Genomic DNA, 26,067 nt, shown 5'->3' with positions numbered 1-26,067 from the left:
AATGCCCGCCGTTTTCCGCAGCAAGGGAAAACGGCGGTATTCTATCAAGTTTTGCACGGTTTAAATAGTGGGCGCGGGCGCGTTGTGTGGTTTGGGCAACAATTGCGCCCGATTAAGGCGCACCGAGAAACAGGCGGTAGGCATCATTGCCGGTTTGCTCCTCGTTTGCATAGCCCAAGCCCTGCAAAAACGCGTCAAAAGCGGCATCGTCCTGCGGCGGCACGTCAATCCCCACCAGCACCCGCCCGTAGTCCGCGCCGTGATTGCGGTAATGGAACAGGGTGATGTTCCAACGCTCCTGCATATGCCCGAGAAAACGCGCCAACGCGCCCGGACGCTCGGGAAACTGAAAACTGATGACCCGTTCGCGGGCGACTTTGTGGGTGCGTCCGCCCACCATGTAGCGCACATGCACTTTTGCCATTTCGTCATGGCTCAAATCGGTGTTGGGCAAGCCCGCCTCTTGCAATTCCTGATGAATGGTCAGATTGTCTTCGCTGCCCGATGTTTGAATGCCGACAAAAATATGCGCGTGCTTGTCATCGCCGTAGCGGTAGTTGAACTCGGTGATGTTGCGCTCGCCCAGCACATTGACGAAATTGCGGAAGCTGCCCGGCTTTTCGGGAATGGACACGGCAAAAATCGCTTCGTTGCCCTCGCCCAGCTCGCTGCGTTCGGAAACGTGGCGCAAGCGGTGGAAATTCATGTTGGCGCCACTGCACACGGCAATCAGGGTGTGGTTTTTGCAGCCGTGTTCGGCAACATATTTTTTCAAACCCGCCAATGCCAATGCGCCCGAAGGTTCGCAAATGCTGCGGGTGTCGTCAAAAATGTCTTTGAGTGCGCCGCACACGGCATCGGTGTCCACCGTGATGATGCCGTCCAGCAATTCTCGGCACAGGCGGAAGGTTTCCTCGCCCACCCGTTTTACCGCCGTGCCGTCCGCAAACAGCCCGACATCGGTCAGGGTTTTGATTTCTTTGCCGTCAATCGACTGCTTCATGGCACAGGAGTCTTCGCTTTGCACGCCGAAGATTTTGATTTCGGGACGCACCTGTTTGACAAACGCCGCCACGCCCGCCGCCAGCCCGCCGCCGCCGACCGGCACAAACACGGCATCGATGGGCTTGGGGTGTTGGCGCACGATTTCCATGCCCACCGTGCCTTGTCCGGCAATCACATCGGGGTCGTCAAACGGGGGAATATAGGTTTGACCGCTTTGGGCGACCAGTTTCATGGCGTGGTCGTAGGCATCGTTGTAGGACACGCCCGCCAGCACCACTTCCGCACCGAGCGCGTGTACGGCGTCGATTTTGATTTGCGGGGTGGTTTCGGGCATGACGATGGTGGCGCGGCAGCCGAGTTTTTTCGCCGACATCGCCACGCCTTGCGCGTGGTTGCCCGCGCTGGCGGCAATCACGCCTTTTGCCAACGCGCTTTCAGGCAGCTTGGCCATTTTGTTGTATGCGCCACGGATTTTGAAGGAAAACACGGGCTGCAGGTCTTCGCGTTTGAGGTGGATGTGGTTGTTCAGACGGCGGGAAAGGTTGGCGGCGCGTTCCAAAGGGGTTTCTTTGGCAACGTCGTAAACGGCGGCGGTAACGATGCGGGTCAGGTAATCGGCGTGGCTTAACAATTGGGCAGACATGGGCAATTGACCAAAAAAGCCGTAACCTTAACGCCTGCGCCCGCCGAATGCAAGCCTTGTCCGCCGCCGCGTTTGTGGCGCGGAACGCAACAAGGCGCGGCGCGGAATTGGGAAACGGCGGCGTGTCGGGTTATAATCTGCTGCTTGTTGCCCGCCGCGTGCGGGCATGGGGTTGTGCCGCGTGCCGAACCCGTATTGTGTTTCAACTCACAGAGCTGCACATAAAGCACAGCCCCATGCGTTACCCCGATTCGGACGGGCTTACGCCCCCGACCGAATAAAAAGCCATTTTACCGCCGTAAACGGCGGGTTTTCAAACCGAAAAGGAATTTTGATGAAAACCCTTTTTCTGCTGTTGGGCATCGGCGCGGCGTTGGCGTGTGTGCCGGTGTCTGCCGCCCAAAAAAACGCTTCCGCGCCCGTTGAAGCTGCCGCTTCTGCCGCTTCCGAAGCGCCAACCGCCGCACCGCTCACCACCAATCTGACCGCGCTGCCCGAAATCGCCGCCGCCGCTTATGTGGTCAAAGATTTGCAGAGCAACCAGATTATCGCCGCCAAAAATCCCGATAAAGCCATTGAGCCTGCTTCGCTCACCAAGCTGATGACCGCCTACCTTACCTTCAAAGCCTTGGAAAACGGCAAACTCAAGCCCGACCAAATGCTGAAAGTATCGGAAAAAGCATGGAAAGCAGAAGGCTCGCGCATGTTTTTGGAGCCGAAAAAGCCCGTCAGCGTCAGCGACCTGATTAAAGGGCTGATTGTGCAGTCGGGCAACGATGCCGCCATCACGCTGGCGGAAACGCTCGGGGGCAGCGAAGAAGCTTTCGTCAAACAAATGAACGAAGAAGCCAAACGTTTGGGCATGATGCAAACCCGTTTTGAAAACAGCACCGGACTGCCCGGCAAAGCACACCTCACCACCGTAAACGACTTGGTGCTGCTGGCATCGGCGATTATCCGCGACTATCCGCAGTATTACCCGATTTACGGCATCAAATCATTTGCCTACAACGGCATCACCCAGCCCAACCGCAATCTGCTGCTCTACCGCGACCCCAGCGTGGACGGCTTGAAAACCGGTCATACCGCCAGCGCGGGCTACAACCTGATTGCCTCCAGCAAACGCAACGGCCGCCGCGTGGTGTCGGTGGTGGTGGGAACGGCGAGCGAGGAAGCCCGCGCCACCGAAAGCAGCAAACTGCTCAACCACGCCCTGCAAAACTTCGACACCCCGCAAATGTATCAGGCAGGACAGAGCGTGGCGCGGGTAAAAGTGTACAAAGGCGCGGACAAAGAATTGCCGGTGGGTTTTTTGGACAATGTGTACATCACCCTGCCGCATGAAAACGCCGAACGCATCAAACCCGTGTTGGAAACCCGCCAACCCGTCCTCGCGCCGATTCGCAAGGGCGGCGAAATGGGCATTTTGAAATTCATGGACGGCGACAAAGTGCTGGCGGAAAAGAAAGTGGTTGCCTTAAACGATGTGTCCGAAGCGGGTTTTTTCGGTCGTTTGTGGGACGGCATCGTGTTGTGGTTTAGAGATATTTTTTCCGATTAAACAGGATTTTGCATTATGTTTGTCCATCCGCAGTTTGACCCTGTCGCCGTTGCGCTCGGCCCGCTTGCCATCCGTTGGTATGCCTTAAGCTATATTTTGGGTTTTGCCCTGTTTATCTGGTTGGGGCGCAGGCGCATCCGCCAAACCCTTGCCCCCGTTACCGTTTCCCAGCTTGACGATTTGCTCACTTGGGGCGTGGTCGGGGTGATTTTGGGCGGGCGTTTGGGTTATGTACTGTTTTACCAGCGCGATGCCTATCTTGCCGACCCTGTGTCCATTCTGAAAATTTGGGAAGGCGGCATGTCGTTTCACGGCGGCTTTTTGGGCGTGTTGCTGGCGGTGCTGCTGTTTGCGAAAAAACGGCACATTCCGTTTGTGAAACTGTTGGATTTTGTCGCGCCGCTTGTGCCGCTCGGTTTGGCATCAGGGCGCATCGGCAATTTTATCAACGGCGAACTGTGGGGGCGCGTTACCGACCCCGCCCGTTTTTGGGCAACGGGTTTTCCGCAGGCGGCGCACGCCGACCAAATGCTCGCCGCCGCCAACGCCCAATACGCGGCTTGGTACGCGCAATTCGGCATGCTGCCGCGCCACCCTTCGCAGCTTTACCAGTTTGCATTGGAAGGCTTGTGCCTGTTTGCACTGCTGTGGTGGTTTTCCAAAAAAACGCGCCCGACCGGACAAATTTCGGCATTGTTTTTGGCAGGATACGGCGTGTTCCGCTTCATCGCCGAATTTGCGCGGCAGCCTGACGAGCATTTGGGCTTGCTCGGCGCGGGCTTGTCGATGGGGCAATGGTTGAGCGTGCCGATGATTGTCGGCGGCGTGCTGCTGTTCGTCATCTGCGGCAAACATTACCGTTAGGGCGTGCCATCATTTAAACTTTCCCATAAAAATACGCCGTCATGCCCGCGCAGACGGGAATAACGGTGCCAAGGTTTTTCAGTCAATTGATAACACGCCCCCGCCCCCCCCCAACCGCGCTTGCCGCCGCAAAGCAGCAAGCGCGTCTTTCTTTTCATCAAAATCAACGCCATACAGCCGAATCCTAGAAAAAACACCCCGATTTTGCTATCATTTCCCCTTGTTTTTCAAACAACTTCACCCGTAGGAACCACAACCATGATGACCCTGTATTCCGGCATCACCTGCCCGTTCAGCCACCGTTGCCGTTTCGTCCTGTTTGAAAAAGGCATGGACTTTGAAATCAAAGACGTGGACGTATTCAACAAGCCCGAAGACCTTGTTCACATGAATCCTTACAACCAAGTGCCGGTGCTGGTGGAGCGCGATTTGATTTTGTTTGAATCCAACATCATCAACGAATACATTGACGAGCGTTTCCCGCACCCGCAACTGATGCCGGGCGACCCCGTGATGCGCGGGCGCGGGCGTTTGGTGCTGCACCGTTTGGAAAAAGAATTGTTCGTGCATGTGCAAACACTGGAAGACCCCGCCGCCACCGTCAAAGAGCAAAGCAAAGCCCGCGAAGCCGTTGCCAACGGTCTGACCATGATTGCGCCCGCTTTCGCCAAAAACAAATACGTGTTGGGCGACGATTTTTCCATGATTGACGTGGCGCTTGCGCCCCTGCTGTGGCGTTTGGACCACTACGACATCAAATTGGGCAAAAACGCCGCGCCGATTTTGAAATCCGCCGAGCGTATTTTCCAACGCCAAGCCTTTATCGATGCGCTCACGCCCGCCGAAAAAGCCATGCGCCGTTAAGGAGTTACCATGTCGGAACAACAAAAATCGCCGTCCACCAAGCCTTATCTGCTGCGTGCGCTGTGGCAGTGGTGCGAAGACAACGGCTACACGCCCTACATCGCGGTGTGGGTGAACGAGCATACGCGCGTGCCGATGCAGTTTGTGCAGGATAATCAGATTGTGTTGAGCATCAGCGCGGCGGCCACCAAAGATTTGCAGATGGACAACGAGTGGATTAGTTTCCATGCGCGTTTTCACGGCGAATCGCAGGAAGTGTGGGTGCCGGTGGGGCATGTGCAGGGGATTTTCGCCAAAGAAACCGGCGAGGGCATGGGTTTTGAGGTGGAAGCGTGGCAACCGCCCGAAACCGAAGCCGCGCCGAAAAAGAAAGTGCTGCGACTGGTGAAATGATGATGCCGTTACGGCTGTTTGCCAAGCGCAAATTTTGTTAAAATCGCCCTTTTCACGCCAACAAACAAGGATTTTGATGATGAAGTGGACCGATTCGCGCCAAATCGCCGAAGCGTTGTACGACACGCACGGCGATGCCATCGACCCGAAAACCGTGCGCTTTACCCAATTGCGCGATTTGATTCTCGCCCTGCCCGACTTTGACGATGACCCCGCCCGTTGCGGTGAAAAAATCTTGGAAGCGGTGCAGCAGGCTTGGATTGACGAAGCGGAGTAAGACACGCTCCAAGCAACACGCGCCCCGAATATTTCGATTCGGGGCGCGTTTTTTCCTTATTTTTCGCAGACTTTGGAGGCTTCGTTGTAGCTGCCGCCCGCGTCCAAACAGGCATCTTTGGCATCGCAGCCCGCCAGTGCGAGCGCGGCAAGGGCAATCAGGAAAGTGTTTTTGAACATTTTGTTTTTCCTTTCTTGAGATTTTTGAAATACATATCATTTCTTCCCCCGCAAGCGGGGAATTAGGGCGCACCATCGATTGACCGACAAAATACTGTACCGTCATTCCCGCGCAGACGGAAATCCAAAACAACAAGCATCAGGCAGTGGATTCCCACCTGCGCGGGAATGACGGCGTATTTTTATATTTCACTGATTTTCAGTGAAAATTTAATTGATGACACGCCCTAGGGTGGGGGAATGCTTAACGTCCGCCGCGCCGCTCGCTGCGGAAACCGTCTTTTTTCGCGCCGCTTTCTTTGCGCCAGCCGCCGCCTTCGCGCCGTGCCGGTTTTTTCGCGCTCCAGCGTTCGCCGCTTTTCGCGCCCCAACTGCCTTTGCCCCGCCCTTTGCCACTGCGTGTGGTTTTGCTGCGTTTGCGGGTGGGTTCCATGCCCTCGATGGTCATTTCAGGCAGCTTGCGCTCGATGTAACGCTCGATTTTATGCACCGCCATGTATTCGTTCACTTCGGCAAAGGAAATCGCCAAACCGGTGCGCCCCGCCCGTCCCGTGCGGCCGATACGGTGGACGTAATCTTCCGCCTGTTTGGGCAGGTCGTAATTGATGACGTGGGTGATGGTCGGCACGTCAATGCCGCGCGCCGCCACATCGGTCGCCACCAGAATTTTGCAACGCCCGCGCCGCAGGTCGGTGAGCGTGCGGTTGCGCCAACCTTGCGGCATGTCGCCGTGCAAACAGTTGGCGGCAAAGCCTTTTTCGTACAACTCATCGGCAATGATTTCGGTCATGGCTTTGGTGGCGGTGAAAATCACGCATTGGTTGATGTTGGCATCGCGCAAAATGTGGTCAAGCAGGCGGTTTTTGTGGTTTTTGTCATCGCAATAAAGCAGTTGCTCTTCAATTTTGCCCTGTTCGTCCACGCGCTCGATGTCAATCACTTCGGGATTTTTGGTGAGTTTGCGGGCGAGTTTGCCGACTGCGCCGTCCCAAGTGGCGGAAAACAATAAGGTTTGACGGCTGGCGGGGGTGGCGGCGACAATGGTTTCAATATCATCGATAAAGCCCATGTCCAACATGCGGTCGGCTTCGTCCAGCACCAGCATTTCCAAACGGTCAAAATCCATGCGGCCGGAACGCATGTGGTCCATCAGGCGGCCGGGCGTGGCGACAATAATGTCAATCGGACGGTTTAAGGATTTGATTTGGTGTCCGAAAGACGCGCCGCCCACCAGTGTAACGCTGCGCAGCCAGCGCAGGTTTTTGGCGTAAATCTGTGCGTTTTTTTCCACTTGCGCCGCCAGTTCGCGGGTGGGGGTCAGCACCAAAACGCGCGGGCCTTTGCCCGGTTTGTCGCTGCGGCGCATCAGTTTTTGCAGGGCGGGCAGCAGGAAGGCGGCGGTTTTGCCGGAGCCGGTTTGTGCGGAAGCCATGATGTCGGCACCGCGCAGGGCGGCGGGAACGGCTTGCGCCTGCACGGGGGTGGGGGTGTCGTAACCGGCGGCGACCAGTGCGCCGAGAATGGCAGGGTCGAGATGGAGTTCGCTGAATTTAATTGACATTTTCGTCCTAAAGAAAACAACAACTTTCTGCCTGAATCGTCTTTATCAGGCAGCCCTAGAAGCTTGGGGTGTCAATGTGGGGACAAGCGTTGTCGCCGACAGGAAAACTGCCGGAAGGTTACATCGGCGGCAACCTGCAACGGGACGTGTTTGTAAAACACAAAACGGAATATCGCGGGCGATAAAGGTCGGAGTCGATGGCTTCAAAGTAGGCACTCATTCTAAACATTTTGCGGCATCGGGTCAAGCACCGCACGACTCGGGCGCATCACCATTTAAATTTTTCCAATGAAAATCAGCGCACGTCCGATGACCTGCGGGCAAGATTTATCAAGATTGGTTTGCCTTGGTTTTGGCTGCCCGCCGGCGCGGGAATGACGGTGCAGTGGTTTCTCGGTCAATTGATGACACGCCTTAATACACCAGCACGTCCGCGCCCGCCGCCCGCGCCAGTGCTTGCAGCGTGCCGGTGTCCATGTAGCGGTGCGCCAAGCGCGAAAGGTCGGCAACCACAGGCAGGTGGCAGAGTTTTTTGGCTTTCACCAGCGCATCGGTGTCCAAGCGCAACGGTTCGCCGTGCCAGCCGAACGTCCCCGCTTCGCCCAACAATACATGACGGTTGCCGCGCATCACCACGTGTTCGGCAGCCACCAGCCAATCGCGCACGGTGTGGTGGCTGTGTTTGTACACGACAACGGGGGTGTTCAAGCTGCCCAATTCGTGCAACAGGCTGCGGTTTTCCGCCAGTTCGCCGCCCAAGCACAACACGTCTGCCCAAGCGTTCAGGGCGATGTCGATGTGGCGGCTGTCGCGGATGCGTACCCACACGACTTTGCCGGCTTGGCGGCAACGTTCGATTTGACGGCGCAGCGCGTGCGGCGCGGGGCAGTCGGGTTCGGCATCGTAGGGGCGTGCGGACGGGGCGAACGGGTCGAGGCAGACGGCGGGCGCATCGTCGGCGCAAGCATCGGCGTCGGCACACACGCGCACCGTGCCGCCGCCGCCGAAACGGACACCGCGCACGGTCAAAACCGTGTCGGCGGGCTGTGCTTCGCGGCTGACCAAACGCCAATCGTGAACGATGCGGATGGCTTTTTGCACTTTGGGCAAACGCTCCATTTGCGCGGTGTCGAACACGCGCTCATCGCCCACCGCGCCGACAATGGTACATTCTTCGCCCCGCGAAATGTGTTCGCGCAAACCTTTGTCGCGGATAAGCGCCACCACGCGGGCGATGTCGGCGTCTTCCGCGTCCGGACACATGACGATAATCATGGCAACAGTCTTCCCGAAAAAAAAATCAAAAACGGTCAATGCGCCCTCCGTGCGAACGCGGAACGCGCATTGACCGTGCGTTTGCGGTGTGTTTAGAATTTGACGAAGCGGCTCGGATTGACGGGGTTGCCGTTTTCGCGCACTTCAAAATGCAGCTTGACGCCACTGCTGGAGTCGCTGCTGCCCATGCGGGCGATTTGCTGGCCGCGCCGCACAAACTGCCCTTCGCGCACCAACAAGGCTTCGTTATGCCCGTAGGCGGTCAAATACACGGCGTTGTGTTGCAGGATAATCAGATTGCCGTAGCCGCGCAGGTTAGAGCCGCTGTACACCACCTGACCGTCTGCCGCCGCCACCACCGGCTGACCGCGCATGCCACTGATGTCCACGCCCTTGTTGTCGCCGCCGAACGAACGCACAATCGTGCCGGCAGTCGGTGCCGTCCACACGATTTGCGCGGACGGAATGTTCGGCACAGACGATTTTTTCGTCATCGGCAGGGGCGAATAAACGGGATTCACCGCAGGCGCGGGCTTGGACGGCACGGCAGCAGCCTTGCTGCCCGGCGCTTTCACGCGCAGGGTTTGACCGATGCTGATGGTGTTGTCGTACAGATTGTTCCAAGCGCGCAGATTGTCCTGCGTGATGTTGTAGCGTTTGGCGATGTTGTACACGGTGTCGCCCGCGCTGACGCGGTGGGTGGACGCATTGGGATTGACAGGCGCGTAGTTGCCGATGTAACGGCCGTTGACATTGCCCACCGTCTGCCCGACGCTGTTGACGCCGCTCAAGCCCGGAACGTGCGGCAGGGGCGCGGCGGTGGGGCTGTACACGGCGGCTGCCGGTGCGGTGGCCGCCGGCACATAGGGCGCGGCACCGTAGGGGTTCGCCCCCGTAACGGCGGGCGCGTAGTTTGTTGCGGGCGCGTATTCGGCAGCCGCATAGGGCGCATACGCCGCGCCGCCGACCGCCGTACCGCCTGCCACCACCGGTGCGGGCGCTTGGTGCTGTGCGGCACACGCGCTCAACAACAGAGCGGCAGTCAGCGTCATGACGCGGGAAAGTTGGTTGGAAATCATATTGTGTTCTGCCTTCATCAAAATTCCTTTTCGGTTTGAAACCCCGCCTTTGGCGGCGGTAAAATCAGCTTTTGTTCGGGTGGGGCGCCGGCCCGTCCGAATCGGGGCGGAGCATGGAACCGTGCTTGATGTGCTGCCCTGTGGGTTGAAACAAAAACAATCAGGCGCCATCATAATCAAACTTCGGGCTTTTCTCAAGTTTGCTATGCCTTTGCCGCACCGCATGCCGCCGGTCGGGGCATTTGTCCGCACACGGCATATCCTTTATACTGCGTGTTTTCGCGTGCCGCGCCATTGGTGCGCCCGTGCCGATTATACCGTCTGATGCGCCGCATACGCCAACAAAATTCCCCGTTGCCGCGCCAAACGGTGCAAACGCGCCACATTCCGCACGCCACGAAAGGAACCCGATGAAAAAAATCACCCTATGGACGGCACTGTGCGCCGTCTGCGCCCTAGCCTTTTGCACCGCCATGCTGTTCGTTCCGAAAAACAACGCCGGCGGTTTGAGCGTGAAAATCGGCAAAGGACAAGGCATCTCCGCCGTATCGGCCCAACTGGCGCAAAACGACATCGTATTTGCCCGCAGCCTGTTTGCCGCCGCCGCCCGCTTCAACGGACTGCACCAACGCCTGCACGCGGGCAACTACAAAATCCCCGAACGCATCTCCGCATGGGAGCTGGCAAAACTGCTGCAACAACGCCCGCAAACCACCAAAGTACGCATCATCGAAGGCATGCGCTTTGCCCAAATGCGCCAAATCATCAACGCCAACCCCGATTTGGAACACCAAACCCGCGATTGGAGCGATGAAAAACTGCTCAAAACCATCGACCCGAACGCCCCGTCCGCCCACCCCGAAGGGCTGTTTTTCCCCGACAGCTACGAAGCCGACCAAGGCAGCAGCGACCTGCACATCTACCGCAGCGCCTACCGCACCATGCAAACCCGCTTGGCACAAGCATGGCAAACCCGCCAAAAAGACCTGCCCTACAAAACCCCCTACGAACTGCTGATTATGGCAAGCATCGTGGAAAAAGAAACCGGACACCCCGACGACCGCAACCACGTTGCCGCCGTCTTCCGCAACCGCCTGAAAATCGGCATGCGCCTGCAAACCGACCCCACCGTCATCTACGGCATGGGCGAAGCCTATCGGGGCAACATCCGCCGCGCCGATTTGGAACGCGATACGCCGTACAATACCTACACCCGTTCCGGACTCACCCCCACCCCCATCGCCCTGCCCGGCAAAGACGCCCTGCACGCCGCCGCCCACCCCAGCGATGCCAAATACCTGTATTTTGTCGCCAAAATGGACAAAACCGGCAAAAGCCAATTCAGCCACTCGCTTGAAGAACACAACGCCGCCGTGCGAAAATACATCTTAAAAAAATAAAACCGCGCGGGCATGACGGCATTTTTTGCCCTACTTGATTTTCAGCAAAAAACCAAATCATCACACATTTTCACCCCCACAAGGAAAACACACCATGCTCACCCCCAAACACGTCCGCAACCTGATTGCCGGCATCATCGACTGCCAACACATCGAAGTGGAAGGAGACGGACACCACTTTTTCGCCGTCATCGTCTCCCCCGCCTTTGCCGGCAAAAACCGCCTTGCCCGCCACCGCCTGATTAAAGACGGCTTGAGCGCACAACTGGGCAGCAACGAACTGCACGCCCTTTCCATCACCACCGCCGCCACCCCCGAAGAATGGCAGCAAAAACACGCCTGAAGCCCGGCAAACCATGCTGAAAAAACTGCTGATGTGCCTGCTTGGCAGCATCGCCGCCTACCTTGCGGCGGCGCTGCTGCTGGGCAACTTCACCGTTCACGCCAGCCGTTCCTCCGACATGGGCGACATCAACATCTTCCTGCTCAGCAACGGCGTGCATACCGACATCGTCCTGCCCGTCAAACACGATGCCCACGACTGGCGCGACATCTTCCCCCCGTCCGACCTTGCCGACCCGCTCGCCGCCGAATTGGCGGAATACATCGGCATCGGCTGGGGCAGCAAACGCTTCTATCTGGAAACGCGCACATGGGCGGATTTGCGCCCCGCAGTGGCATGGGAAGCCGTAAGCGGCACGGGCGAAAGCGCCGTCCGCGTCAGCTACTACCCTGCCCCCTTGCGCGAAAACCGCCACACCGTTGCCGTACGCATCACCCCCGCCGAATACGCACGCCTGCACAAACACATCACCGCATCGCTCGTACGCCGCGACAACGGCGAAGCCCTCGCCATCACCCACGCCCGCTACGGCAGCAACGACGCTTTTTATCAAGCAAACGGACGCTACCACCTGTTCAACACCTGCAACACTTGGACCAACCGCACTTTGAAAAAAAGCGGGCTGACCGCCGTCATCTGGACACCGTTTGCGAGCGACATATTGGACGCCTACCGCTAGGGCGTGTCATCATTTGACCGATAAAACGCCGTACCGTCATTCCCGCGCAGGCGGGAATCCAACAATAAACTCAAGCAAATCTTGATAAAACATTGCTTGCCAAGCATGGCACAGTGGATTCCCGCATTCGCGGGAATGACGGTATATTTTGTATTTCACTGATTTTAATTAGGAAAATACAATTGATGACACGACCTAGGTCGTATTATCATTTAAATATACAAACACCGTCATTCCCGCACCGGCAGGAACAACGGCGTTTGAACTCAAAACTGCCGGCCGTACGCCCTATGCCAGCAGCCCCGCCTGTACCGATGCCAGCGTTTGCGAATCGTCAAAACGCACAATCGCGTGCAATTCATCGGAATGCGCGGTTTTGTACGACAAAGTTTGCGTTTCCTGCTGCCACACCAGCGCCGAATGCTTGTCAAACAAAGGGCTTTTGCTGTCGAACAAAATATCGGAAAACTTGAAATCCCGCGCATGGTCGGCAAACAGCGCACGCATGCCGCTCAAATCCAAACGGTCGCCTGCGGAAAAATCGCTAATCAGGTCGGGGCTTTTGTCGCGGTTGAGCGCATCGGCAAAAAAACGGAAGGTATCGTTGCCCGCACCGCCGACCATCACGTCCAAACCCGTTGATGCCGACAACACATCATCGCCCGCGCCGCCGTACAGCACCGCCGCCTTGTCCTGCAAACCCGACAAACGGTCATCGCCCGCCGTACCCGTGTTCACAATTTTGCTGTGTTCGAGCCAATGCGCCCATTCCGCATTGCTCATGCCCAACACCACAGGCGCCGTGCCGGAAGGCGTGTACACCAATTGGTTGTCTTGAATGTTTGCGCTTAATTCCACACCGAAAGCCTGAAGCAGCGTGCCGTCTTCCGTTTCTTTGCCCGCCACGGCAAATTGCAGCTTTTCCTCTGCTTTTACCGCATAATATTCTTTCAAATCGATTTTCTGATTGGCATCGCGAAAATTGCTGCCCAACTTGATTTCCAATACATCGGAAAAGCCGTCATTGTCGTCATCGCTGTGTCCGTTGTGTTGGTCGGGGCGCAAACCGATGCGTTTTTCCTGCACATAATCCAAGCCGTCGCCGTCAAGGTCTTCACGGGCATAGTGGGCATCGGTGCGGTAGCCCGTGCTGAAATATTTTTGCAGCTTGGCATCGCGCTCGTAAAAGCTGCTTAAATCGTGTTTGCCGTATTCTTCATCTTTTTTGAAATTAAAGAAGATTGAGTTGTCATATGAGCCTAAACCATCAAAGTGAATGGTATCTCCTGCTTTTTTGCCTACAAGTCCTCCGAACAAGAAACCTAGTAATGCACCAAACGGACCACCTATTGCTGCGCCAGCCTGTGCACCTGCCACCGCTCCGCTAATTGTACTGCCGCCCTTGATAATATCGCTTGCCAAACCATGAAATCCCGCGCTTACCCACTCGCCCGTAATTACATAGGAATTGGTTTTATAGCTGTTTTTCGGGCTTTCACTCAAATCGCTGTGGTCGGGCTGTAGTGTGCTGGCAAATTTTTCTGCTTCAGCGCGTGCCTGATGCAAAACTTCGGGCGAATCTTCATCGGTTTTCAACACGGCAGTATTAAATAAAGCACTGTGTTTGAACGCCTGTTTGTGGGCTTCGCTTTGCGCCATGGCATTGACGGCAAAAAATTGTGCCAGATAACCGCCCAAAGAATGCCCTGTGGAATACACATTGGCAGGTTTATACGCCATAACTTCATCGGCGATGTTTTGCAAATGGCGGGCTTGGTCAGGCACAGTACCGTTCATCAGTTGCAAATCGTTAATCCAGTCTTTGGGGCTGAATTTTTCCGTGCCGCGAAATGCCACGACCATGTTTTCGTAACTGCCGTCCGCCTGTTTGCCGTTGCCGAAAACAGTATAGCTCAAGCCGTTGCCCGGACTGCCTTGTTTTACAACCGTCCAGTGGGTCAGCAATTCGTTTAAATCGGCTTGCCCGATGTAGTCTTTTGAACCTTTGTTGATTTTGTCGATGGTTTCCCGATTGCCCGAAAAGGCTTTGTTCAGGGTGTTTTCGTCTTTATACGCCAATGTTGAAAACATACGCAAATCGCGGTCGGAAACGTTCCACGCATCGGGATTGCTGTCGTAGCGGTCGATGATGCCGTCGCCATCGCTGTCGAGTTGGTAGGCTTGGCGGATGTTGGTTTGGATTTTTTCCGCGCCGTGTTTTGCCGTGTATTTTGCCAAGATTTCGGCTTCGGAAACATCGGCGGTGGTGAGTTTTTTGCCTTGATGCGTCAAGCCGTCCTGCCATTTGTCCACAGGCTTGATGTGCTGCTGGTGTTGGTGTCCGTACACCACGCGGACGTGGTTGGCAACGGGTTCGGGCGCGGCAGTGTCGCCGCCGCCGTTGGCAGAAGCGGGGGCATCGCCGCGCTTGTCGTTATCGTTGTCGTTTTTGCTGCCACTGCCTTTCACGGCAATGCCGAAGCCGCCCAATGCCAGTGCGCTGCCCGCCACCCAAAACGGGGTTGCCGACATGGCGGCGCTTTTGGCAGACACGGGCGCGGGCGGCGGGGTGTGGCTTGCGGTGTGTCCGTAGGCGGGCATATAGGACGCGTTGCCCGATGCGGGCGGGGGCAGCATTTCGTCTGCCGATGCGGGCGCGGTGTCGGGCGTTGCCGCTTCGGCTTCGGTGGGTGCGTATTCCAAAGGCAGCAGCACGGTGCCGTTGTCGGCAAGTTCAGTTATTTTTGCGGGGGGGGGGGGGGAATCTGGCGGGAAGCCATTTTATTTTCCTTTATAAACAGTTTGTTGAAGAAAACGGAATCATTTGCTTAAATGGTTTTTATTATAATGATTGTGCGGGTGTTTGGCAAATGCGGTTGCGCCCTGCCCGCGCATCCGGTAAGCCGTTTTGCGCGGGTGCGTGGCAACCGGTGCGGTTTGCGGAAACACACCCGTCAGGGCGCACGGTTTTCCGCATGGCGTGTTTGCCGCCAACGGTGCAGAATGTCGTCCAGTTGCCCGCTTTCGCGCACCTGTGCCAAGCCTTGATTGATTTTTTCCAACAGTTCGTCATTGCCTTTGGCAACGGCAAACGCCAGCCGGTCGGTTTCTTCATGCTCCGAAGGCAATGTTTTGGTGTGGAAGCGGTAGGCTTGAAATGTGGGGCTGTGAATGTAGTATTCCAGCACGGTGGCATCGCCCACCACCACGTCGGCTTTTTCTTTGACCAGATTGGTCAGGCTCAAATACACGGTATCCGCAGGCACGATGTTGCGCTCCGCCACGCCGTATTCCTGTTGCAGGTCTTCGATGGTGTCTTCGTTGCGGGCGGCGGAAACGGTGTGTTGTTTCCAGTTTTTGAGTGTGTCGGCATTGAGGGCAACCGCCATATAGGGCGAGTTGTAGTAGTGGTTGCTCAAGCCTGCTGCCTGTTTGCTCTCTTCGGTAATGGCAACGGCACTGGCGATGATGTCTGCTTTGTCTTTGAGCTGGTCGAACATGCCGTCCCACTGGTGGTGGTAATAGCGCAGCTTGAAGCCCTGACGTTCCGCTACGGCATTGAGCAGGTCGATGTCCAAGCCGATGATGTTGCCCTGACGGTCGTAAAACTCAAACGGGGGATAGGTAGCATCGGTGGCGACGGTGTAAACGGGCAATGCCGCTTCGGAAGCGGCGGAAGAAGCATCGGGCGCGGCTTCGGCAACGGGCTGTGGCGGGGCGCACGCCGCCAAATACAGTGCGCCGGCAAGCAGTGGCAAAATCATTTTGTTCATCACAATTCCTTTTCGGTCGGGGCGGTGTCAAACCAAAAAGGAACTTGCCGGACAAGCCGGAAAGTTCCAAATGGTGGTGTTCAAGCGGCACGCCGTTGGGGTGTGTCATCAATTGACCGAAAAAACACGGCACCGTCATGCCCGCGCCGGCGGAAACCCAAGTCGAAGCGCGACAAACCTTGATAAAGCACGGCTTGCTTGGCATCGGACGGTGGATTCCCGCATTCGCGGGCATGACGGCATTTTGGTACAACACTGATTTTCATTAGAAAATTTAAATGATGGCACGCCGTTAAAACGGAATGTCGTCATCAATGTCTTCCACCGGCGCGGGCGGGTCGGCAACGGGGCGTTGCTGCTGGGGCGGCGGCGGCGCTTGGTAAGACGCGGCGGCGGGTGCGGCGTGGTGGTTGTTTTGCGGCGGCGGCGCGGCGGTGTAGGAGTCGTAAGACGGCGCGGCAGACGGGGCGTTGTCGTTCTTGCTGCCGAGCATTTGCATTTGGTTGCCGACAATGTCGTAGGCGGTGCGTTCCACACCGTCTTTGCCCGTGTATTTGCGCGACTGGATACGCCCTTCAATATACACTTGGCTGCCTTTTTTCAGGTATTGCCCTGCGATTTCGGCGGTTTTGTTGAACAGGGTGATGTTGTGCCATTCGGTTTTGCTGACCTTTTGACCGCTTTGTTTGTCGTTCCAACTTTCATCGGTGGCAAGGGAAAAATTGCACACGGCATCGCCACTGGGCATGTAGCGCATTTCGGGGTCGCGTCCCAAACGCCCGATGAGCATGACTTTGTTCAGGGACATGGCTGTTCTCCTATCAGAATGGGGGTAAGTTCGGCTTCGTCAAAGCCGTGTTGCAGGGCTTTGACGAATAAGGTTTGTCCGTCTTCGCTGAAGCTGACGGTTTGCACGCCCGCCACCGCCGCCACCGCACGGGCAAGCGCGGGCAGGTCGGCACGGTGCGCTTCGGGTACGGCAAACACCAGATTTTTCACCGGCAGGGGCGCGGGCGCGGTGGCGGCAAGCAGCAGCCACACGGCAACAATGGCACAGCAAAAGGCAAACGCGCCGTGGTAGCCGTAGAGCGCGTACATTTTGCTGCCCATCATGCTGCCGGCAAACACGCCCACCGATTGCAGGGTGTTGTACACGCCCATTGCCGTGCCTTTAAGCTCGGACGGGGCGATTTTGGACACCAGCGAGGGCATGCTCGCTTCCAAAATATTGAAGCCGATAAAATAAACGGTCAGGCACAGCGTGATGCCCCAAATCGAGCCCGTGCTGCCGCCCATCGCCGCCTGCGCCGCCAGCACCAGCACGATGCCCGACACGAATACGGGTTTGAGTTTGTTGCGGGTTTCGCCGATGATGATGGCGGGAATCATCAACACCAGCCCCACCAAAGTGGCGGGCAGATACAGTTTCCAATGTTCGGCACGCTCCCAGCCCAATTCGCGCAGGGCAAGGGGCAAAACGGTGAAAATCGCCATCAGCCCCGATTGCAGGGCGAAAATGCCGAAATTCAGCCGCAGCAATTGGGTGTTTTTCAGCACTTCGCCGATGCGCCCCGCTTGGGTTTGCGTGTCTTGGTGCAGGCGCGAACAGGCGGGGTTGGGGGTAACGGCGGCAACCACGACGATGCTGGTGAGGGTGAGTGCGCCCATCAGCGCGAACAGCCCCGACACGCCGCCCAACAGGTCGCTCAACACGGGCGACAGCACCATGCCCGCCGAAAAGCTCAAGCCGATGGTCAGCCCAATCATGGACATGGCGCGGGTGCGGACTTCTTCGCGGGTCAAATCGGCAAGCAGCGCGGTTACCGCCGCGCTCACCGCGCCCGCGCCCTGTATGGCACGGGCGATAATCAGCATTTGCGGCGTTTCTGCCGCCGCCGCCAAAAAGCAGCCCGCCGCAAACACTGCCAAGCCCGCATAAATCACGGGTTTGCGCCCGAAGCGGTCGGAGAGCATGCCCAAAGGCAGTTGCAGCAGTGCCTGTGTCAGCCCGTACACGCCCATCGCCGCACCGACCATGTAGGCGCGTTGTTCGGGCGGGGCGTCATCGGGAATCAGGCTGTGCGCGTGCAGTGCCAGCACGGGCAGCACCAAAAACATGCCGAGCATGCGCAGCGCGTACACGGCGGCCAGCGAATGGCTGGCACGCCATTCGGTCGGGGACATTCGGATTGCGGGTTTTCGGGGCATGGCATCGGCTCGGGAAACGGGCGGAAGGCGGATTATACGCGAATCATTGCGGTTCGTGTCCGCCCCTGCCCTTGCGCTGTGCGTTTATTCGGCTTGCGGCAGCAGGGCGTTGTCGCCTTTGCCGATTAAGCCCGTGTCGGCATACACGCCCAGCTTGGCGCGGGTGTCGCTGATGTCCAGATTACGCATGGTCAGTTGGCCGATGCGGTCAAGCGGGGTAAAGGCGGCGTTTTCCACCTTTTCCATGCTCAAACGCTCGGGCGCGTAGGTGAGGTTGGGCGACTCGGTGTTCAGCAGCGAGTAGTCGTTGCCGCGCCGCAGCTCCAGCGTAACTTCGCCGCTCACAGCTTTCGCCACCCAGCGTTGCGCGGTTTCGCGCAGCATCAGCGCTTGCGGGTCAAACCAACGGCCTTGATACAGCAAACGTCCCAAACGCAGGCCGTTGATGCGGTATTGTTCAATGGTGTCTTCGTTGTGAATGCCGGTTACCAAACGCTCGTAGGCGATGTGCAATAACGCCATGCCGGGTGCTTCGTAAATGCCGCGCGATTTGGCTTCGATGATGCGGTTTTCAATTTGGTCGCTCATGCCCAAGCCGTGCCGTCCGCCGATGCGGTTGGCTTCCAGCATCAGCTCTACGGGGTTGTCAAACTCGGTGCCGTTCAGGGCAACGGGTACGCCTTCTTCAAAACGCACGCGCACGGTTTCGGGCAGCACGCGCACGTTTTCGTCCCAAAACGCCACGCCCATAATCGGTTTGACGATTTTCACGCTGCTGTCGAGAAATTCCAAATCTTTGGCTTCGTGGGTCGCGCCCAGCAGGTTGGAATCGGTGGAATAGGCTTTTTCAACGGACATTTTGTAGTCAAAGCCGTTGGCAATCAAAAATTCGCTCATTTCCTGACGGCCGCCCAATTCGTCAATAAATTGTTGGTCCAGCCAAGGTTTGTAGATTTTCAGGGCGGGATTGGTCATCAGGCCGTAGCGGTAGAAACGCTCGATGTCGTTGCCTTTGTAGGTGCTGCCGTCCCCCCAGATATGCACGTCGTCCTGCTGCATGGCGGCGACCAGCATCGTCCCCGTTACCGCACGACCCAAAGGGGTGGTGTTGAAATACGGCACGCCGCCGGTGGCAACGTGGAACGCGCCGCACTGAATGGCGGCAATGCCTTCGCGCACAAGCTGGCGGCGGCAGTCCACCAAACGGGCTTCTTCCGCGCCGTATTGTTTGGCTTTGGCGGGAATCGCGGCGTAGTCGTCTTCATCGGGCTGGCCGAGATTGGCGGTGTAGGCGTAGGGCTGTGCGCCCTTGAGTTTCATCCACAGCAGCGCGGCGGAGGTGTCCAAGCCGCCGGAAAAGGCGATGCCGACTTTTTGTCCGGCGGGCAGGGTTTGCAAAATGGTGTGGGTCATGGCGTTCTCCCGTGCGAAAAAGCGCGATTATAACGCCGCACCCGCACCAACACACGGCTACGGCAGGGTCATTTTTTCCAATAGCCCGGCGTAAACAGCACGAAAACGGTAAAAATTTCCAAACGCCCCAACAACATCACCGCCGTACACAGCCATTTTTGCACGTCCGACAAAGACGCATAGTTTTGCGAAGGCCCCACCGACCCCAAACCCGGCCCCGCATTGGTGATGCACGCCACCACCGCCGTCAGCGCGGTAATCAAATCCAAGCCCGAAATCATCAGCGCAAAGGTAAACACCACCACCGTGGCAAAATACACGAAAATAAACGCCATCACCGCCATCGCCACCCGCTCGCTAACGCTGCTGCCGTTTACCTTGACCGTGCGTACCGCGTTCGGGTGCAGCAGCATGGTGCTTTCGCGCAGGGAAAATTTTGCCAACACCAGCCCCCGCGCCAGCTTGATGCCGCCGCCCATCGACCCCGTTCCCGCCAAAATGTTCGACAAAAAAAACATCCACAACGAAGCAATCAAGGGCCATTGGGCGAAATCCGCATTGGCAAAACCGCTTGCCATGCCGATGGAAACGTAGTTGAACGCAACAAAGCGGAACGCATCGCCCAAAGGATAAAAGCCTTTGTAATACAGGTACAAACTCACCAAAACAATGCTGCCCGTCAGCAAAAACAGCATGATGCGGACTTCTTCGTCCCGCCAATACGGGCGCAGCGAGCGGCGGCGCAGCGCGGCGAAGTGGTTGGCGAAATTCACCCCGCCTGCCAAAGTTGCCAGCATCACCACCGCCTCCACCGCTTGCGAATCGAAATGCCCGATGCTGCCGTCCCGCGTGGAAAATCCGCCCAAAGAAAACACCGACATGGCATGGCACACCGCATCAAACCACGTCATGCCCGCCCAGCGCAGCGACAAACACGTCAAAACGGTAAACCCCAAATACATCAGCCACAGGCGTTTGGCGGTTTGCGAAATGCGCGGGGCGGTTTTGTTGTCTTTTTCGATGCCCGGAATTTCGGCTTGGAACAATTGTCTGCCGCCCACGCCCAGCATCGGCAACACCGCCACCGCCAGCACGATAATCCCCATGCCGCCGAGCCAGTTGAGCATGTGCCGCCAAAAATTCAGCGCGGGCGCGAGCGTGTCCAAACCGCTCAAAATGGTCGCGCCGGTGGTGGTCAGCCCGCTCATGGCTTCAAAAAAGGCATCGGTAAACGAGATTTTGGGAAAATACAGGTAAAACGGCATCGCCGCCGCCGCCGCAAAGCCCAGCCACAGCAGCACCACCAGCGTGAAGCCGTCCCGAGGCTTGAGTTCGCGCTGATGACGGCGCGTCAAAAAGCGCACCACCAGCGACAGCACCGTCAGCACCAAGGCAGTCAGGGCAAAAGCGGGCAGCGTGTTGTCGCCGTACAGGTAGGACACCGACACGGGAATCAGCGTCAGCAGGGCAAACAGCAGATTGAATTTGGATAAAACATAAAAAATCGGCAGCAGTTTGTGCATGGGCATCAAAGCGGACAACCGTGTGTCCGCCGCATGGTGGTGTGAACGCCCATTGTGCCACATCGCGGCGGCGCGGGAAACGGTCGCCCCGTCCGTGCCGTGATTTGCAGGCAAAAGCGCATCACCCCGATTGCCGCACCAACGGACATGACGGGCATCGGAAATTGTGCCGTCAAACCGGTTTGAACATCTGCGCGGGGTGATTGGGGTGCATCATCAATTTACTCCCCCGTCATTCCCGCGCAGGCGGGAATCCACATCGAAGCACGACAAACCTTGATAACATATTGCTTGCAGGTCATCGGACGCGGGAATGACGGTGCAGAGGTTTCTCGGTCAATTGATGACGCACCCTGAAGGACAATTCATTTCTGCGCAGCTTGGGTTGAAGCGTGGCGCAAACCCAACAATACATTGTTTTATTGTGAAATTGTTGGATTTTCACTTCGTTCCAACCCAACCTGCCACTGATTTTCAGTAGAAAAGTTTGAATGATGACACGCCCCGGTATTCAGTCAGATTCCGTGTCCGTCCACGCTTGGCGCAGGGCGCGTTGCACCGTATCCGCCGCAAAACCGCGATACGCCAAAAACCGCATCTGCTTGGCGCGTTCCGCCGCGTCTGCGGGCGCGGTTTTGAATTTTTTACGCAACACCGCCACCGCGTTCGCCAATTCCGCTTCCGCATCGGGCAGGAACGCCGCCGCCGTTTCCCGCGCCACGCCCCGCGCCGCCAAATCCTGTTGCAAACGCAAACGCCCGTGTTTGCGCGATTTGCCGTTCACCCACATTTCGGCAAAACGGCGGTCGGACTGCCAACCTTGCGCGGCCAGTTCGTCCAATAATGTGTCCAATTCGGCGGCATCGGCGGCGTGCGGCGCGAGTTTGCGGCGCAACTCTTCGCGTCCCGCTTCGCGCCGCGCCAAAATCGCCAAGGCGCGGGCTTTCAAACTCGGCGTGTTCACGCCGTTTCTTTCGTTTCGCACGCCCGATTGCGGCGGACAATCCAGTCGTAGAGTTCGGGCAGTCGGTCGATAATGTGGTCGGGACGGGTTTCAGGCAGCCGCGCCAGTTCGCCGACATCGCCGTAGCCGTAACTCACCAACACGCTGGGACAGGCGGCGGCTTTGGCGGCGAGCAGGTCGTTGGCGGAATCGCCCACCATCAGCATTTCGGCGGGGGCAACGCCCAAAATGTCGGCAACGTGGCGCAGGGGCGCGGCGGACGGTTTGCGTTCCGGCAGGGTGTCGCCACCGACCACAATGCTGAAATGCCGTGCCAAACCCAGTCCGCGCAACACTTGCACGGCGGGAATTTCGCTTTTGTTGGTAATCACGGCGAGCGGCAAGCCCAGCGTTTTGAGCAAGTCCAACGCGGTTTCGGCTTCGGGATAGGGGCGGGTGGCATCGGTGAGTTTGGCGGCGTAGTGGCGGGCGAACACGGCGAGCGCGGGGGTGAAGGTGTCGGGGTTGGCGCGTTGGTCGCGGGAATCGGTCAAAACGCGGTGTACCAGCACGGGAATGCCGTCGCCGACATAGCTTTGCACCCGTTCCTGCGGCAGTGCGGGCAGGCCGAGTTCGCCGCGCATGGCGTTGGCGGCGGCCGCCAAATCGGGAACGGAATCCACCAAAGTGCCGTCCAAATCAAAGGCAACGGCGCGAATGGGCGTGGTCATCACAAGGGCTTTCTCAAAAAACGGTCAAGCGCGGGATTATAGCAAATCGGGGGCTTGTTCCGCGCTGGAATTCGCGCCGAAAAAAGCGGCGGGAACATCGGCGGGCTTTACCGGACTGTTCGGCTATTTGGGCGGCACGGTGGCGGCGGCGTGCTGGCGGTGGTGCTGATGCTGATTACCATGCTGGAAGAAGGCAAACACAAAGCCAAACTCGGCGACCATTGGCAAATAAAACCATGCTGCCTGAAACCGCCAACCCTTTGGGGCATTGGCGGTTCTTTCAGTTAGGATGTGGTTCTTTGCCAATAATAACGGTTGATGTTAATAGCGGATTGCGTTACGATTGCTTGTCCGTATCCGCACACCACCACGATGAGCATCAACCACTTTGCCTGTGCCGACACCCAAGCCCTGTTTTACGGGCGGCGCGTGGCACGTTTTGCCAATATTGAACGCGTCGCCTTACGCAAACTGCAACAGCTTCATTCTGCCGCCAATCTGAACTTTTTGCGTACACCGCCCGGCAACCGTTTGGAAGCTCTGAAAGGCGACCGGCAAGGACAACACAGCATCCGCATCAACGACCAATGGCGCATCTGTTTCGTTTGGCACAACGGCACGGCAAGCCAAGTGGAAATCGTTGATTACCACGACTAACTCAAGGAGCAACATCATGATGAATAAACGCGAAGTCCCTTTAGTCCACCCCGGCGAAATTCTGTTGGAAGACTGGCTCAAACCTTTAGGCATCAGCCAATACGCGCTGGCAAAAGCCATAGACGTGCCACCGCGCCGCATCAATGAAATCGTACACGGCAAACGTGGCATTTCGCCCGACACCGCGCTGCGTTTGGCGGCGTTTTTCGGTACGGACGTGCAAAGCTGGCTGAACCTGCAAAGCCATTACGATGCGGAAACGGCACGGGAAAGCATTGCCGATACTTTGGCGAATATCCGCCCGTTTGCTTTTCAGGCAGCCTGAAAACCCTTTTCCAAACAAATCAAAGGAAGCAAATATGAAAACCAAAACCCTTGCCGTACCGCTATTGGCATTGTGCCTTGCCGCGTGTGGCGGCCGTCCCGAAGGCGCGCCTGTCAAACAACACACAGCCGCGCCCATGCCCGACAAACTCATCATCGCCCATCGCGGCGCAAGCGGCTACCTGCCCGAACACACCTTGGCGGCGAAAGCCTTGGCGGTGGGACAGCAGGCGGATTATCTGGAACAGGATTTGGCGATGACCAAAGACGACCGCTTGGTGGTGATTCACGACCACTTTTTGGACGGCCTGACCGATGTGGCGGCGAAATTTCCCGGCCGCGCCCGTGCGGACGGACGCTATTACGTGATGGATTTCACGCTGGACGAAATCCGCACGCTGGAAATGACCGAAAACTTCAAAACCGAAGACGGCAAACAAATCCAAGTTTACCCGCAGCGTTTTCCGATGTGGCAATCGCATTTTGCCATTCACACCTTTGAAGAAGAATTGGAATTTATTCAAGGCTTGGAAAAATCCACAGGGCGCAAAATCGGCATCTATCCCGAAATCAAAGCCCCTTGGCTGCACCATCAGGCAGGCAAAGACATCGCGGCGGCAACGCTAAAAGTTTTGAAACAATACGGTTATCAAAACAAAAACGACCAAGTTTACCTGCAAACCTTTGACTTCAACGAACTCAAACGCATCAAAACCGAGCTGATGCCGCAAATGGGCATGGACGTGAAACTGGTGCAACTGATTGCCTACACCGATTGGAAAGAAACCGAAGCCAAAAACGCCGCCGGCGAATGGGAAAACTACAGCTACGACTGGATGTTCCAACCCGGCGCGATGGCGGAAGTCGCCAAATACGCGGACGGCGTGGGGCCGGGCTGGTATATGCTGATTGACAAAGAACAATCGCAAAAAGGCAAAATTGTTTACACGCCTTTGGTGGCGGAGTTGGGCAAACACAAAATGGACGTACACCCCTACACCGTCCGCCGCGATGCCCTGCCCGAATTCTTTGAAAACGTGGACGAAATGTACGATGCCCTGCTCAACGGCGCGGGCGCAACGGGCGTGTTTACCGATTTCCCCGACACGGGCGTGGCGTTTGTGAAGCAACGTCAGGGCAAATAATCAATCAAACCATCGGGCTGCGCTGTTTTCGGGCAGCCCGTTTTTGTGTCCAAACCGAGCGTGTCATCAATTGACCGATAAAGCTCTGTACCGTCATTCCCGCGTAGGCGGGAATCCAACAACACATTCCGGCAAACCTTGAAAAACATTGTTTGCAGGTCATCGTGCAGTGGATTCCCACATTCGCGGGAATGACGGTATTTCTGTATTAAACTGTTTTTAAATACAAATCTAAATGATGACGCGCTAAACCACCCGCGCTTTCAACAAATCGTGCATATTCAACGCGCCGACCACTTTCCCCGCCGCATCGCACACGGGCAGGGAATTGATGCGTTTTTCGCGCATCAGTTTCACCGCTTCCACCGCCAAACCATCGGGCGCGATGGCGGTCGGGCGTGCGCTCATCACATCGTTTACCGTCAAAGCGGCGAAGCGGTCGCAACGTTCAAACAGGCGGCGCAAATCGCCGTCCGTCAAAACCCCTTTCAGACAGCCCGCGCCGTCCGTTACCGCCACCATGCCCAAGCCTTTGCCGCTCATCACCACCACCGCGTTTTTCAAAGGCGTGTGTTCGCGCACGGCGGGCAAATCGTCGCCCGTGTGCATGATGTCCGCCACCGTCAGCAGCAAACGCCGTCCCAAGCTGCCTGCGGGGTGGCTCAAGGCGAAATCCTGCGGCGTAAACGAACGCGCTTTCAACAACACGACGGCGAGCGCATCGCCCAATGCCAGCACCGCCGTGGTGCTGGACGTGGGCGCGAGTCCGAGCGGGCAGGCTTCCTGCGATACGGCGGCGGTGATGTGGATATCGGCGTAACGCGCCATTGTGGATTGCGGTTTGGCGGTGATGCAGATAAACACCACGTTTTTGCGTTTCAGCGCGGGAACGATGGACAAAATTTCATCGCTTTCGCCCGAATTGGACAATGCCAGCACCACGTCGCCGTCCGCCACCATGCCCAAATCGCCGTGCGCGGCTTCGGCGGGGTGGACGAAAAACGCGGGCGTGCCGGTGGAGGCGAAGGTGGCGGCGGTTTTGCGGGCGATGTGTCCCGATTTGCCCATGCCGGTGACAATCACGCGCCCCGTGCACGCCAGCAGCGCACCGGCGGCGCGGACAAAGTTTCCATCTAAAGACGCGGCGACTTCGCGCACGGCTTCGGCTTCGGTGTGCATGGCGGTTTTTGCCCAGTCAAGGTATTGCTTGTGCAGATTCATCGCGCT

27 protein-coding genes are annotated in these 26,067 nt (G+C 57.3%); 13 read left to right on the top strand and 14 right to left on the bottom strand.

All coding sequences use genetic code 11. The features are described 5' to 3' along the window. Positions 1 to 112: 112 nt before the first annotated feature. A complete protein-coding gene (gene ilvA / locus G392_RS0103510) occupies positions 113 to 1,648 on the bottom strand; it encodes a threonine ammonia-lyase, biosynthetic (RefSeq protein WP_027009106.1) in 1,536 nt (511 codons plus the stop codon). 334 nt (positions 1,649 to 1,982) lie between these two features. Here ilvA and G392_RS0103500 point away from each other — a divergent pair, with 334 nt between their 5' ends. From G392_RS0103500 to iscX, 5 genes are all read left to right on the top strand, one after another. After that, positions 1,983 to 3,209, top strand: coding sequence for a D-alanyl-D-alanine carboxypeptidase family protein (locus tag G392_RS0103500; protein ID WP_027009104.1), 1,227 nt, complete (start codon positions 1,983 to 1,985; stop codon positions 3,207 to 3,209). Positions 3,210 to 3,224: 15 nt separating this feature from the next. Then, entirely contained in the window at positions 3,225 to 4,073 is an 849-nt protein-coding gene (gene lgt / locus G392_RS0103495; RefSeq protein WP_027009103.1) for a prolipoprotein diacylglyceryl transferase, read from the top strand. A 258-nt stretch (positions 4,074 to 4,331) separates the two neighbouring features. Continuing rightward, complete coding sequence (locus G392_RS0103485; RefSeq protein WP_027009102.1) at positions 4,332 to 4,937, top strand: glutathione S-transferase N-terminal domain-containing protein; 606 nt, start codon at positions 4,332 to 4,334, stop codon at positions 4,935 to 4,937. 9 nt (positions 4,938 to 4,946) lie between these two features. After that, a complete protein-coding gene (locus tag G392_RS0103480) occupies positions 4,947 to 5,330 on the top strand; it encodes a ClpXP protease specificity-enhancing factor (RefSeq protein ID WP_027009101.1) in 384 nt (127 codons plus the stop codon). Between the two features lie 79 nt (positions 5,331 to 5,409). Continuing rightward, the gene (gene iscX / locus G392_RS0103475; protein WP_027009100.1) at positions 5,410 to 5,607 is read left to right on the top strand and encodes a Fe-S cluster assembly protein IscX; all 198 of its coding nucleotides are present in this window, start codon (positions 5,410 to 5,412) and stop codon (positions 5,605 to 5,607) included. A gap of 56 nt (positions 5,608 to 5,663) precedes the next feature. On the opposite strand, the gene G392_RS14300 is transcribed toward iscX, so the two are convergent. From G392_RS14300 to G392_RS0103450, 4 genes are all read right to left on the bottom strand, one after another. Then, complete coding sequence (locus G392_RS14300) at positions 5,664 to 5,786, bottom strand: hypothetical protein (protein WP_281168318.1); 123 nt, start codon at positions 5,784 to 5,786, stop codon at positions 5,664 to 5,666. Between the two features lie 244 nt (positions 5,787 to 6,030). Further along, complete coding sequence (locus tag G392_RS0103465; RefSeq protein ID WP_027009099.1) at positions 6,031 to 7,347, bottom strand: DEAD/DEAH box helicase; 1,317 nt, start codon at positions 7,345 to 7,347, stop codon at positions 6,031 to 6,033. Between the two features lie 414 nt (positions 7,348 to 7,761). After that, entirely contained in the window at positions 7,762 to 8,622 is an 861-nt protein-coding gene (locus tag G392_RS0103455; protein ID WP_027009098.1) for a hypothetical protein, read from the bottom strand. Between the two features lie 92 nt (positions 8,623 to 8,714). Continuing rightward, a complete protein-coding gene (locus G392_RS0103450; protein WP_245571913.1) occupies positions 8,715 to 9,719 on the bottom strand; it encodes a peptidoglycan DD-metalloendopeptidase family protein in 1,005 nt (334 codons plus the stop codon). A gap of 392 nt (positions 9,720 to 10,111) precedes the next feature. Between G392_RS0103450 and mltG the strand changes: the two genes are divergently transcribed. The 3 genes from mltG to G392_RS0103425 all read left to right on the top strand — a co-directional run bounded on the left by mltG (position 10,112) and on the right by G392_RS0103425 (position 12,123). Beyond that, the gene (mltG, locus tag G392_RS0103435; protein ID WP_027009095.1) at positions 10,112 to 11,101 is read left to right on the top strand and encodes an endolytic transglycosylase MltG; all 990 of its coding nucleotides are present in this window, start codon (positions 10,112 to 10,114) and stop codon (positions 11,099 to 11,101) included. Between the two features lie 94 nt (positions 11,102 to 11,195). Beyond that, positions 11,196 to 11,444 (top strand): BolA family protein, encoded by a 249-nt coding sequence (locus tag G392_RS0103430; protein WP_027009094.1) that lies wholly within the window; start codon positions 11,196 to 11,198, stop codon positions 11,442 to 11,444. 13 nt (positions 11,445 to 11,457) lie between these two features. Beyond that, positions 11,458 to 12,123, top strand: coding sequence for a TIGR02117 family protein (locus tag G392_RS0103425; protein WP_034334289.1), 666 nt, complete (start codon positions 11,458 to 11,460; stop codon positions 12,121 to 12,123). A 288-nt stretch (positions 12,124 to 12,411) separates the two neighbouring features. Here the strand turns inward: G392_RS0103425 and G392_RS12990 are convergent, their stop codons facing one another. The 8 genes from G392_RS12990 to G392_RS0103370 all read right to left on the bottom strand — a co-directional run bounded on the left by G392_RS12990 (position 12,412) and on the right by G392_RS0103370 (position 22,714). Continuing rightward, positions 12,412 to 14,838: a Tle-like phospholipase domain-containing protein gene (locus tag G392_RS12990; protein WP_051255548.1), complete on the bottom strand. Its 2,427-nt coding sequence runs from the start codon at positions 14,836 to 14,838 to the stop codon at positions 12,412 to 12,414. A 239-nt stretch (positions 14,839 to 15,077) separates the two neighbouring features. Next, positions 15,078 to 15,896 (bottom strand): transporter substrate-binding domain-containing protein, encoded by an 819-nt coding sequence (locus G392_RS0103410; protein ID WP_027009092.1) that lies wholly within the window; start codon positions 15,894 to 15,896, stop codon positions 15,078 to 15,080. 292 nt (positions 15,897 to 16,188) lie between these two features. Next, a complete protein-coding gene (locus G392_RS0103400; RefSeq protein ID WP_027009091.1) occupies positions 16,189 to 16,704 on the bottom strand; it encodes a single-stranded DNA-binding protein in 516 nt (171 codons plus the stop codon). Beyond that, a complete protein-coding gene (locus G392_RS12005) occupies positions 16,695 to 18,104 on the bottom strand; it encodes an MFS transporter (RefSeq protein WP_034334288.1) in 1,410 nt (469 codons plus the stop codon). The genes G392_RS0103400 and G392_RS12005 overlap by 10 nt, the downstream gene beginning before the upstream one ends. Positions 18,105 to 18,188: 84 nt before the next feature. Then, entirely contained in the window at positions 18,189 to 19,517 is a 1,329-nt protein-coding gene (gene argG, locus G392_RS0103390; protein WP_027009090.1) for an argininosuccinate synthase, read from the bottom strand. A gap of 68 nt (positions 19,518 to 19,585) precedes the next feature. After that, positions 19,586 to 21,040: a TrkH family potassium uptake protein gene (locus G392_RS0103385; RefSeq protein WP_027009089.1), complete on the bottom strand. Its 1,455-nt coding sequence runs from the start codon at positions 21,038 to 21,040 to the stop codon at positions 19,586 to 19,588. A gap of 511 nt (positions 21,041 to 21,551) precedes the next feature. Then, on the bottom strand, positions 21,552 to 22,004 hold the full coding sequence (recX, locus tag G392_RS0103375) for a recombination regulator RecX (protein ID WP_034334357.1): 453 nt from the start codon (positions 22,002 to 22,004) through the stop codon (positions 21,552 to 21,554). Continuing rightward, entirely contained in the window at positions 22,001 to 22,714 is a 714-nt protein-coding gene (locus G392_RS0103370; protein WP_027009087.1) for a phosphoglycolate phosphatase, read from the bottom strand. Before G392_RS0103370 ends, recX begins: the two co-directional genes overlap by 4 nt. Here G392_RS0103370 and G392_RS14035 point away from each other — a divergent pair. The 5 genes from G392_RS14035 to glpQ are packed head-to-tail and all read left to right on the top strand — an operon-like array spanning position 22,701 to position 24,840. Further along, a complete protein-coding gene (locus tag G392_RS14035) occupies positions 22,701 to 22,883 on the top strand; it encodes a hypothetical protein (protein WP_211224343.1) in 183 nt (60 codons plus the stop codon). The genes G392_RS0103370 and G392_RS14035 overlap by 14 nt on opposite strands. Further along, positions 22,865 to 23,002, top strand: coding sequence for a hypothetical protein (locus G392_RS14030; protein ID WP_211224342.1), 138 nt, complete (start codon positions 22,865 to 22,867; stop codon positions 23,000 to 23,002). Before G392_RS14035 ends, G392_RS14030 begins: the two co-directional genes overlap by 19 nt. A 30-nt stretch (positions 23,003 to 23,032) precedes the next feature. Beyond that, positions 23,033 to 23,371 carry a type II toxin-antitoxin system RelE/ParE family toxin gene (locus G392_RS0103360; protein WP_281168317.1) on the top strand — a complete coding sequence of 113 codons (339 nt, stop codon included), beginning with the start codon at positions 23,033 to 23,035 and terminating at the stop codon, positions 23,369 to 23,371. A 16-nt stretch (positions 23,372 to 23,387) separates the two neighbouring features. Then, positions 23,388 to 23,696 carry a HigA family addiction module antitoxin gene (locus G392_RS0103355; RefSeq protein ID WP_245571912.1) on the top strand — a complete coding sequence of 103 codons (309 nt, stop codon included), beginning with the start codon at positions 23,388 to 23,390 and terminating at the stop codon, positions 23,694 to 23,696. A 34-nt stretch (positions 23,697 to 23,730) separates the two neighbouring features. Then, a complete protein-coding gene (gene glpQ, locus G392_RS0103350) occupies positions 23,731 to 24,840 on the top strand; it encodes a glycerophosphodiester phosphodiesterase (RefSeq protein WP_027009084.1) in 1,110 nt (369 codons plus the stop codon). Positions 24,841 to 25,086: 246 nt separating this feature from the next. Here the strand turns inward: glpQ and G392_RS0103345 are convergent, their stop codons facing one another. Next, positions 25,087 to 26,061: a KpsF/GutQ family sugar-phosphate isomerase gene (locus G392_RS0103345; RefSeq protein WP_027009083.1), complete on the bottom strand. Its 975-nt coding sequence runs from the start codon at positions 26,059 to 26,061 to the stop codon at positions 25,087 to 25,089. Positions 26,062 to 26,067 lie beyond the last annotated feature (6 nt).

The sequence above is a fragment of the Conchiformibius kuhniae DSM 17694 genome, assembly GCF_000428785.1.
GTDB classification, from domain to species: Bacteria; Pseudomonadota; Gammaproteobacteria; order Burkholderiales; family Neisseriaceae; genus Conchiformibius; species Conchiformibius kuhniae.
Note: the sequence above shows the minus strand (reverse complement) of the source record. Positions and strands in the feature narration are given on the sequence as shown.

Coding starts and splice junctions, on each gene's coding strand:
- argG (WP_027009090.1), bottom strand. CDS start 19,517: ATGACCCACACCATTTTGCAAACCCTGCCCGCCGGACAAAAAGTCGGC.
- glpQ (WP_027009084.1), top strand. CDS start 23,731: ATGAAAACCAAAACCCTTGCCGTACCGCTATTGGCATTGTGCCTTGCC.
- G392_RS0103455 (WP_027009098.1), bottom strand. CDS start 8,622: ATGATTATCGTCATGTGTCCGGACGCGGAAGACGCCGACATCGCCCGC.
- G392_RS0103370 (WP_027009087.1), bottom strand. CDS start 22,714: ATGACCACGCCCATTCGCGCCGTTGCCTTTGATTTGGACGGCACTTTG.
- G392_RS0103430 (WP_027009094.1), top strand. CDS start 11,196: ATGCTCACCCCCAAACACGTCCGCAACCTGATTGCCGGCATCATCGAC.
- G392_RS0103345 (WP_027009083.1), bottom strand. CDS start 26,061: ATGAATCTGCACAAGCAATACCTTGACTGGGCAAAAACCGCCATGCAC.
- ilvA (WP_027009106.1), bottom strand. CDS start 1,648: ATGTCTGCCCAATTGTTAAGCCACGCCGATTACCTGACCCGCATCGTT.
- lgt (WP_027009103.1), top strand. CDS start 3,225: ATGTTTGTCCATCCGCAGTTTGACCCTGTCGCCGTTGCGCTCGGCCCG.
- iscX (WP_027009100.1), top strand. CDS start 5,410: ATGAAGTGGACCGATTCGCGCCAAATCGCCGAAGCGTTGTACGACACG.
- G392_RS0103500 (WP_027009104.1), top strand. CDS start 1,983: ATGAAAACCCTTTTTCTGCTGTTGGGCATCGGCGCGGCGTTGGCGTGT.
- G392_RS14300 (WP_281168318.1), bottom strand. CDS start 5,786: ATGTTCAAAAACACTTTCCTGATTGCCCTTGCCGCGCTCGCACTGGCG.
- G392_RS0103485 (WP_027009102.1), top strand. CDS start 4,332: ATGATGACCCTGTATTCCGGCATCACCTGCCCGTTCAGCCACCGTTGC.
- G392_RS0103465 (WP_027009099.1), bottom strand. CDS start 7,347: ATGTCAATTAAATTCAGCGAACTCCATCTCGACCCTGCCATTCTCGGC.
- G392_RS14035 (WP_211224343.1), top strand. CDS start 22,701: ATGGGCGTGGTCATCACAAGGGCTTTCTCAAAAAACGGTCAAGCGCGG.
- G392_RS0103400 (WP_027009091.1), bottom strand. CDS start 16,704: ATGTCCCTGAACAAAGTCATGCTCATCGGGCGTTTGGGACGCGACCCC.
- G392_RS0103410 (WP_027009092.1), bottom strand. CDS start 15,896: ATGAACAAAATGATTTTGCCACTGCTTGCCGGCGCACTGTATTTGGCG.
- G392_RS0103450 (WP_245571913.1), bottom strand. CDS start 9,719: ATGAAGGCAGAACACAATATGATTTCCAACCAACTTTCCCGCGTCATG.
- G392_RS0103355 (WP_245571912.1), top strand. CDS start 23,388: ATGATGAATAAACGCGAAGTCCCTTTAGTCCACCCCGGCGAAATTCTG.
- G392_RS12005 (WP_034334288.1), bottom strand. CDS start 18,104: ATGCCCCGAAAACCCGCAATCCGAATGTCCCCGACCGAATGGCGTGCC.
- G392_RS0103360 (WP_281168317.1), top strand. CDS start 23,033: ATGTTAATAGCGGATTGCGTTACGATTGCTTGTCCGTATCCGCACACC.
- G392_RS0103385 (WP_027009089.1), bottom strand. CDS start 21,040: ATGCACAAACTGCTGCCGATTTTTTATGTTTTATCCAAATTCAATCTG.
- G392_RS0103425 (WP_034334289.1), top strand. CDS start 11,458: ATGCTGAAAAAACTGCTGATGTGCCTGCTTGGCAGCATCGCCGCCTAC.
- G392_RS0103480 (WP_027009101.1), top strand. CDS start 4,947: ATGTCGGAACAACAAAAATCGCCGTCCACCAAGCCTTATCTGCTGCGT.
- mltG (WP_027009095.1), top strand. CDS start 10,112: ATGAAAAAAATCACCCTATGGACGGCACTGTGCGCCGTCTGCGCCCTA.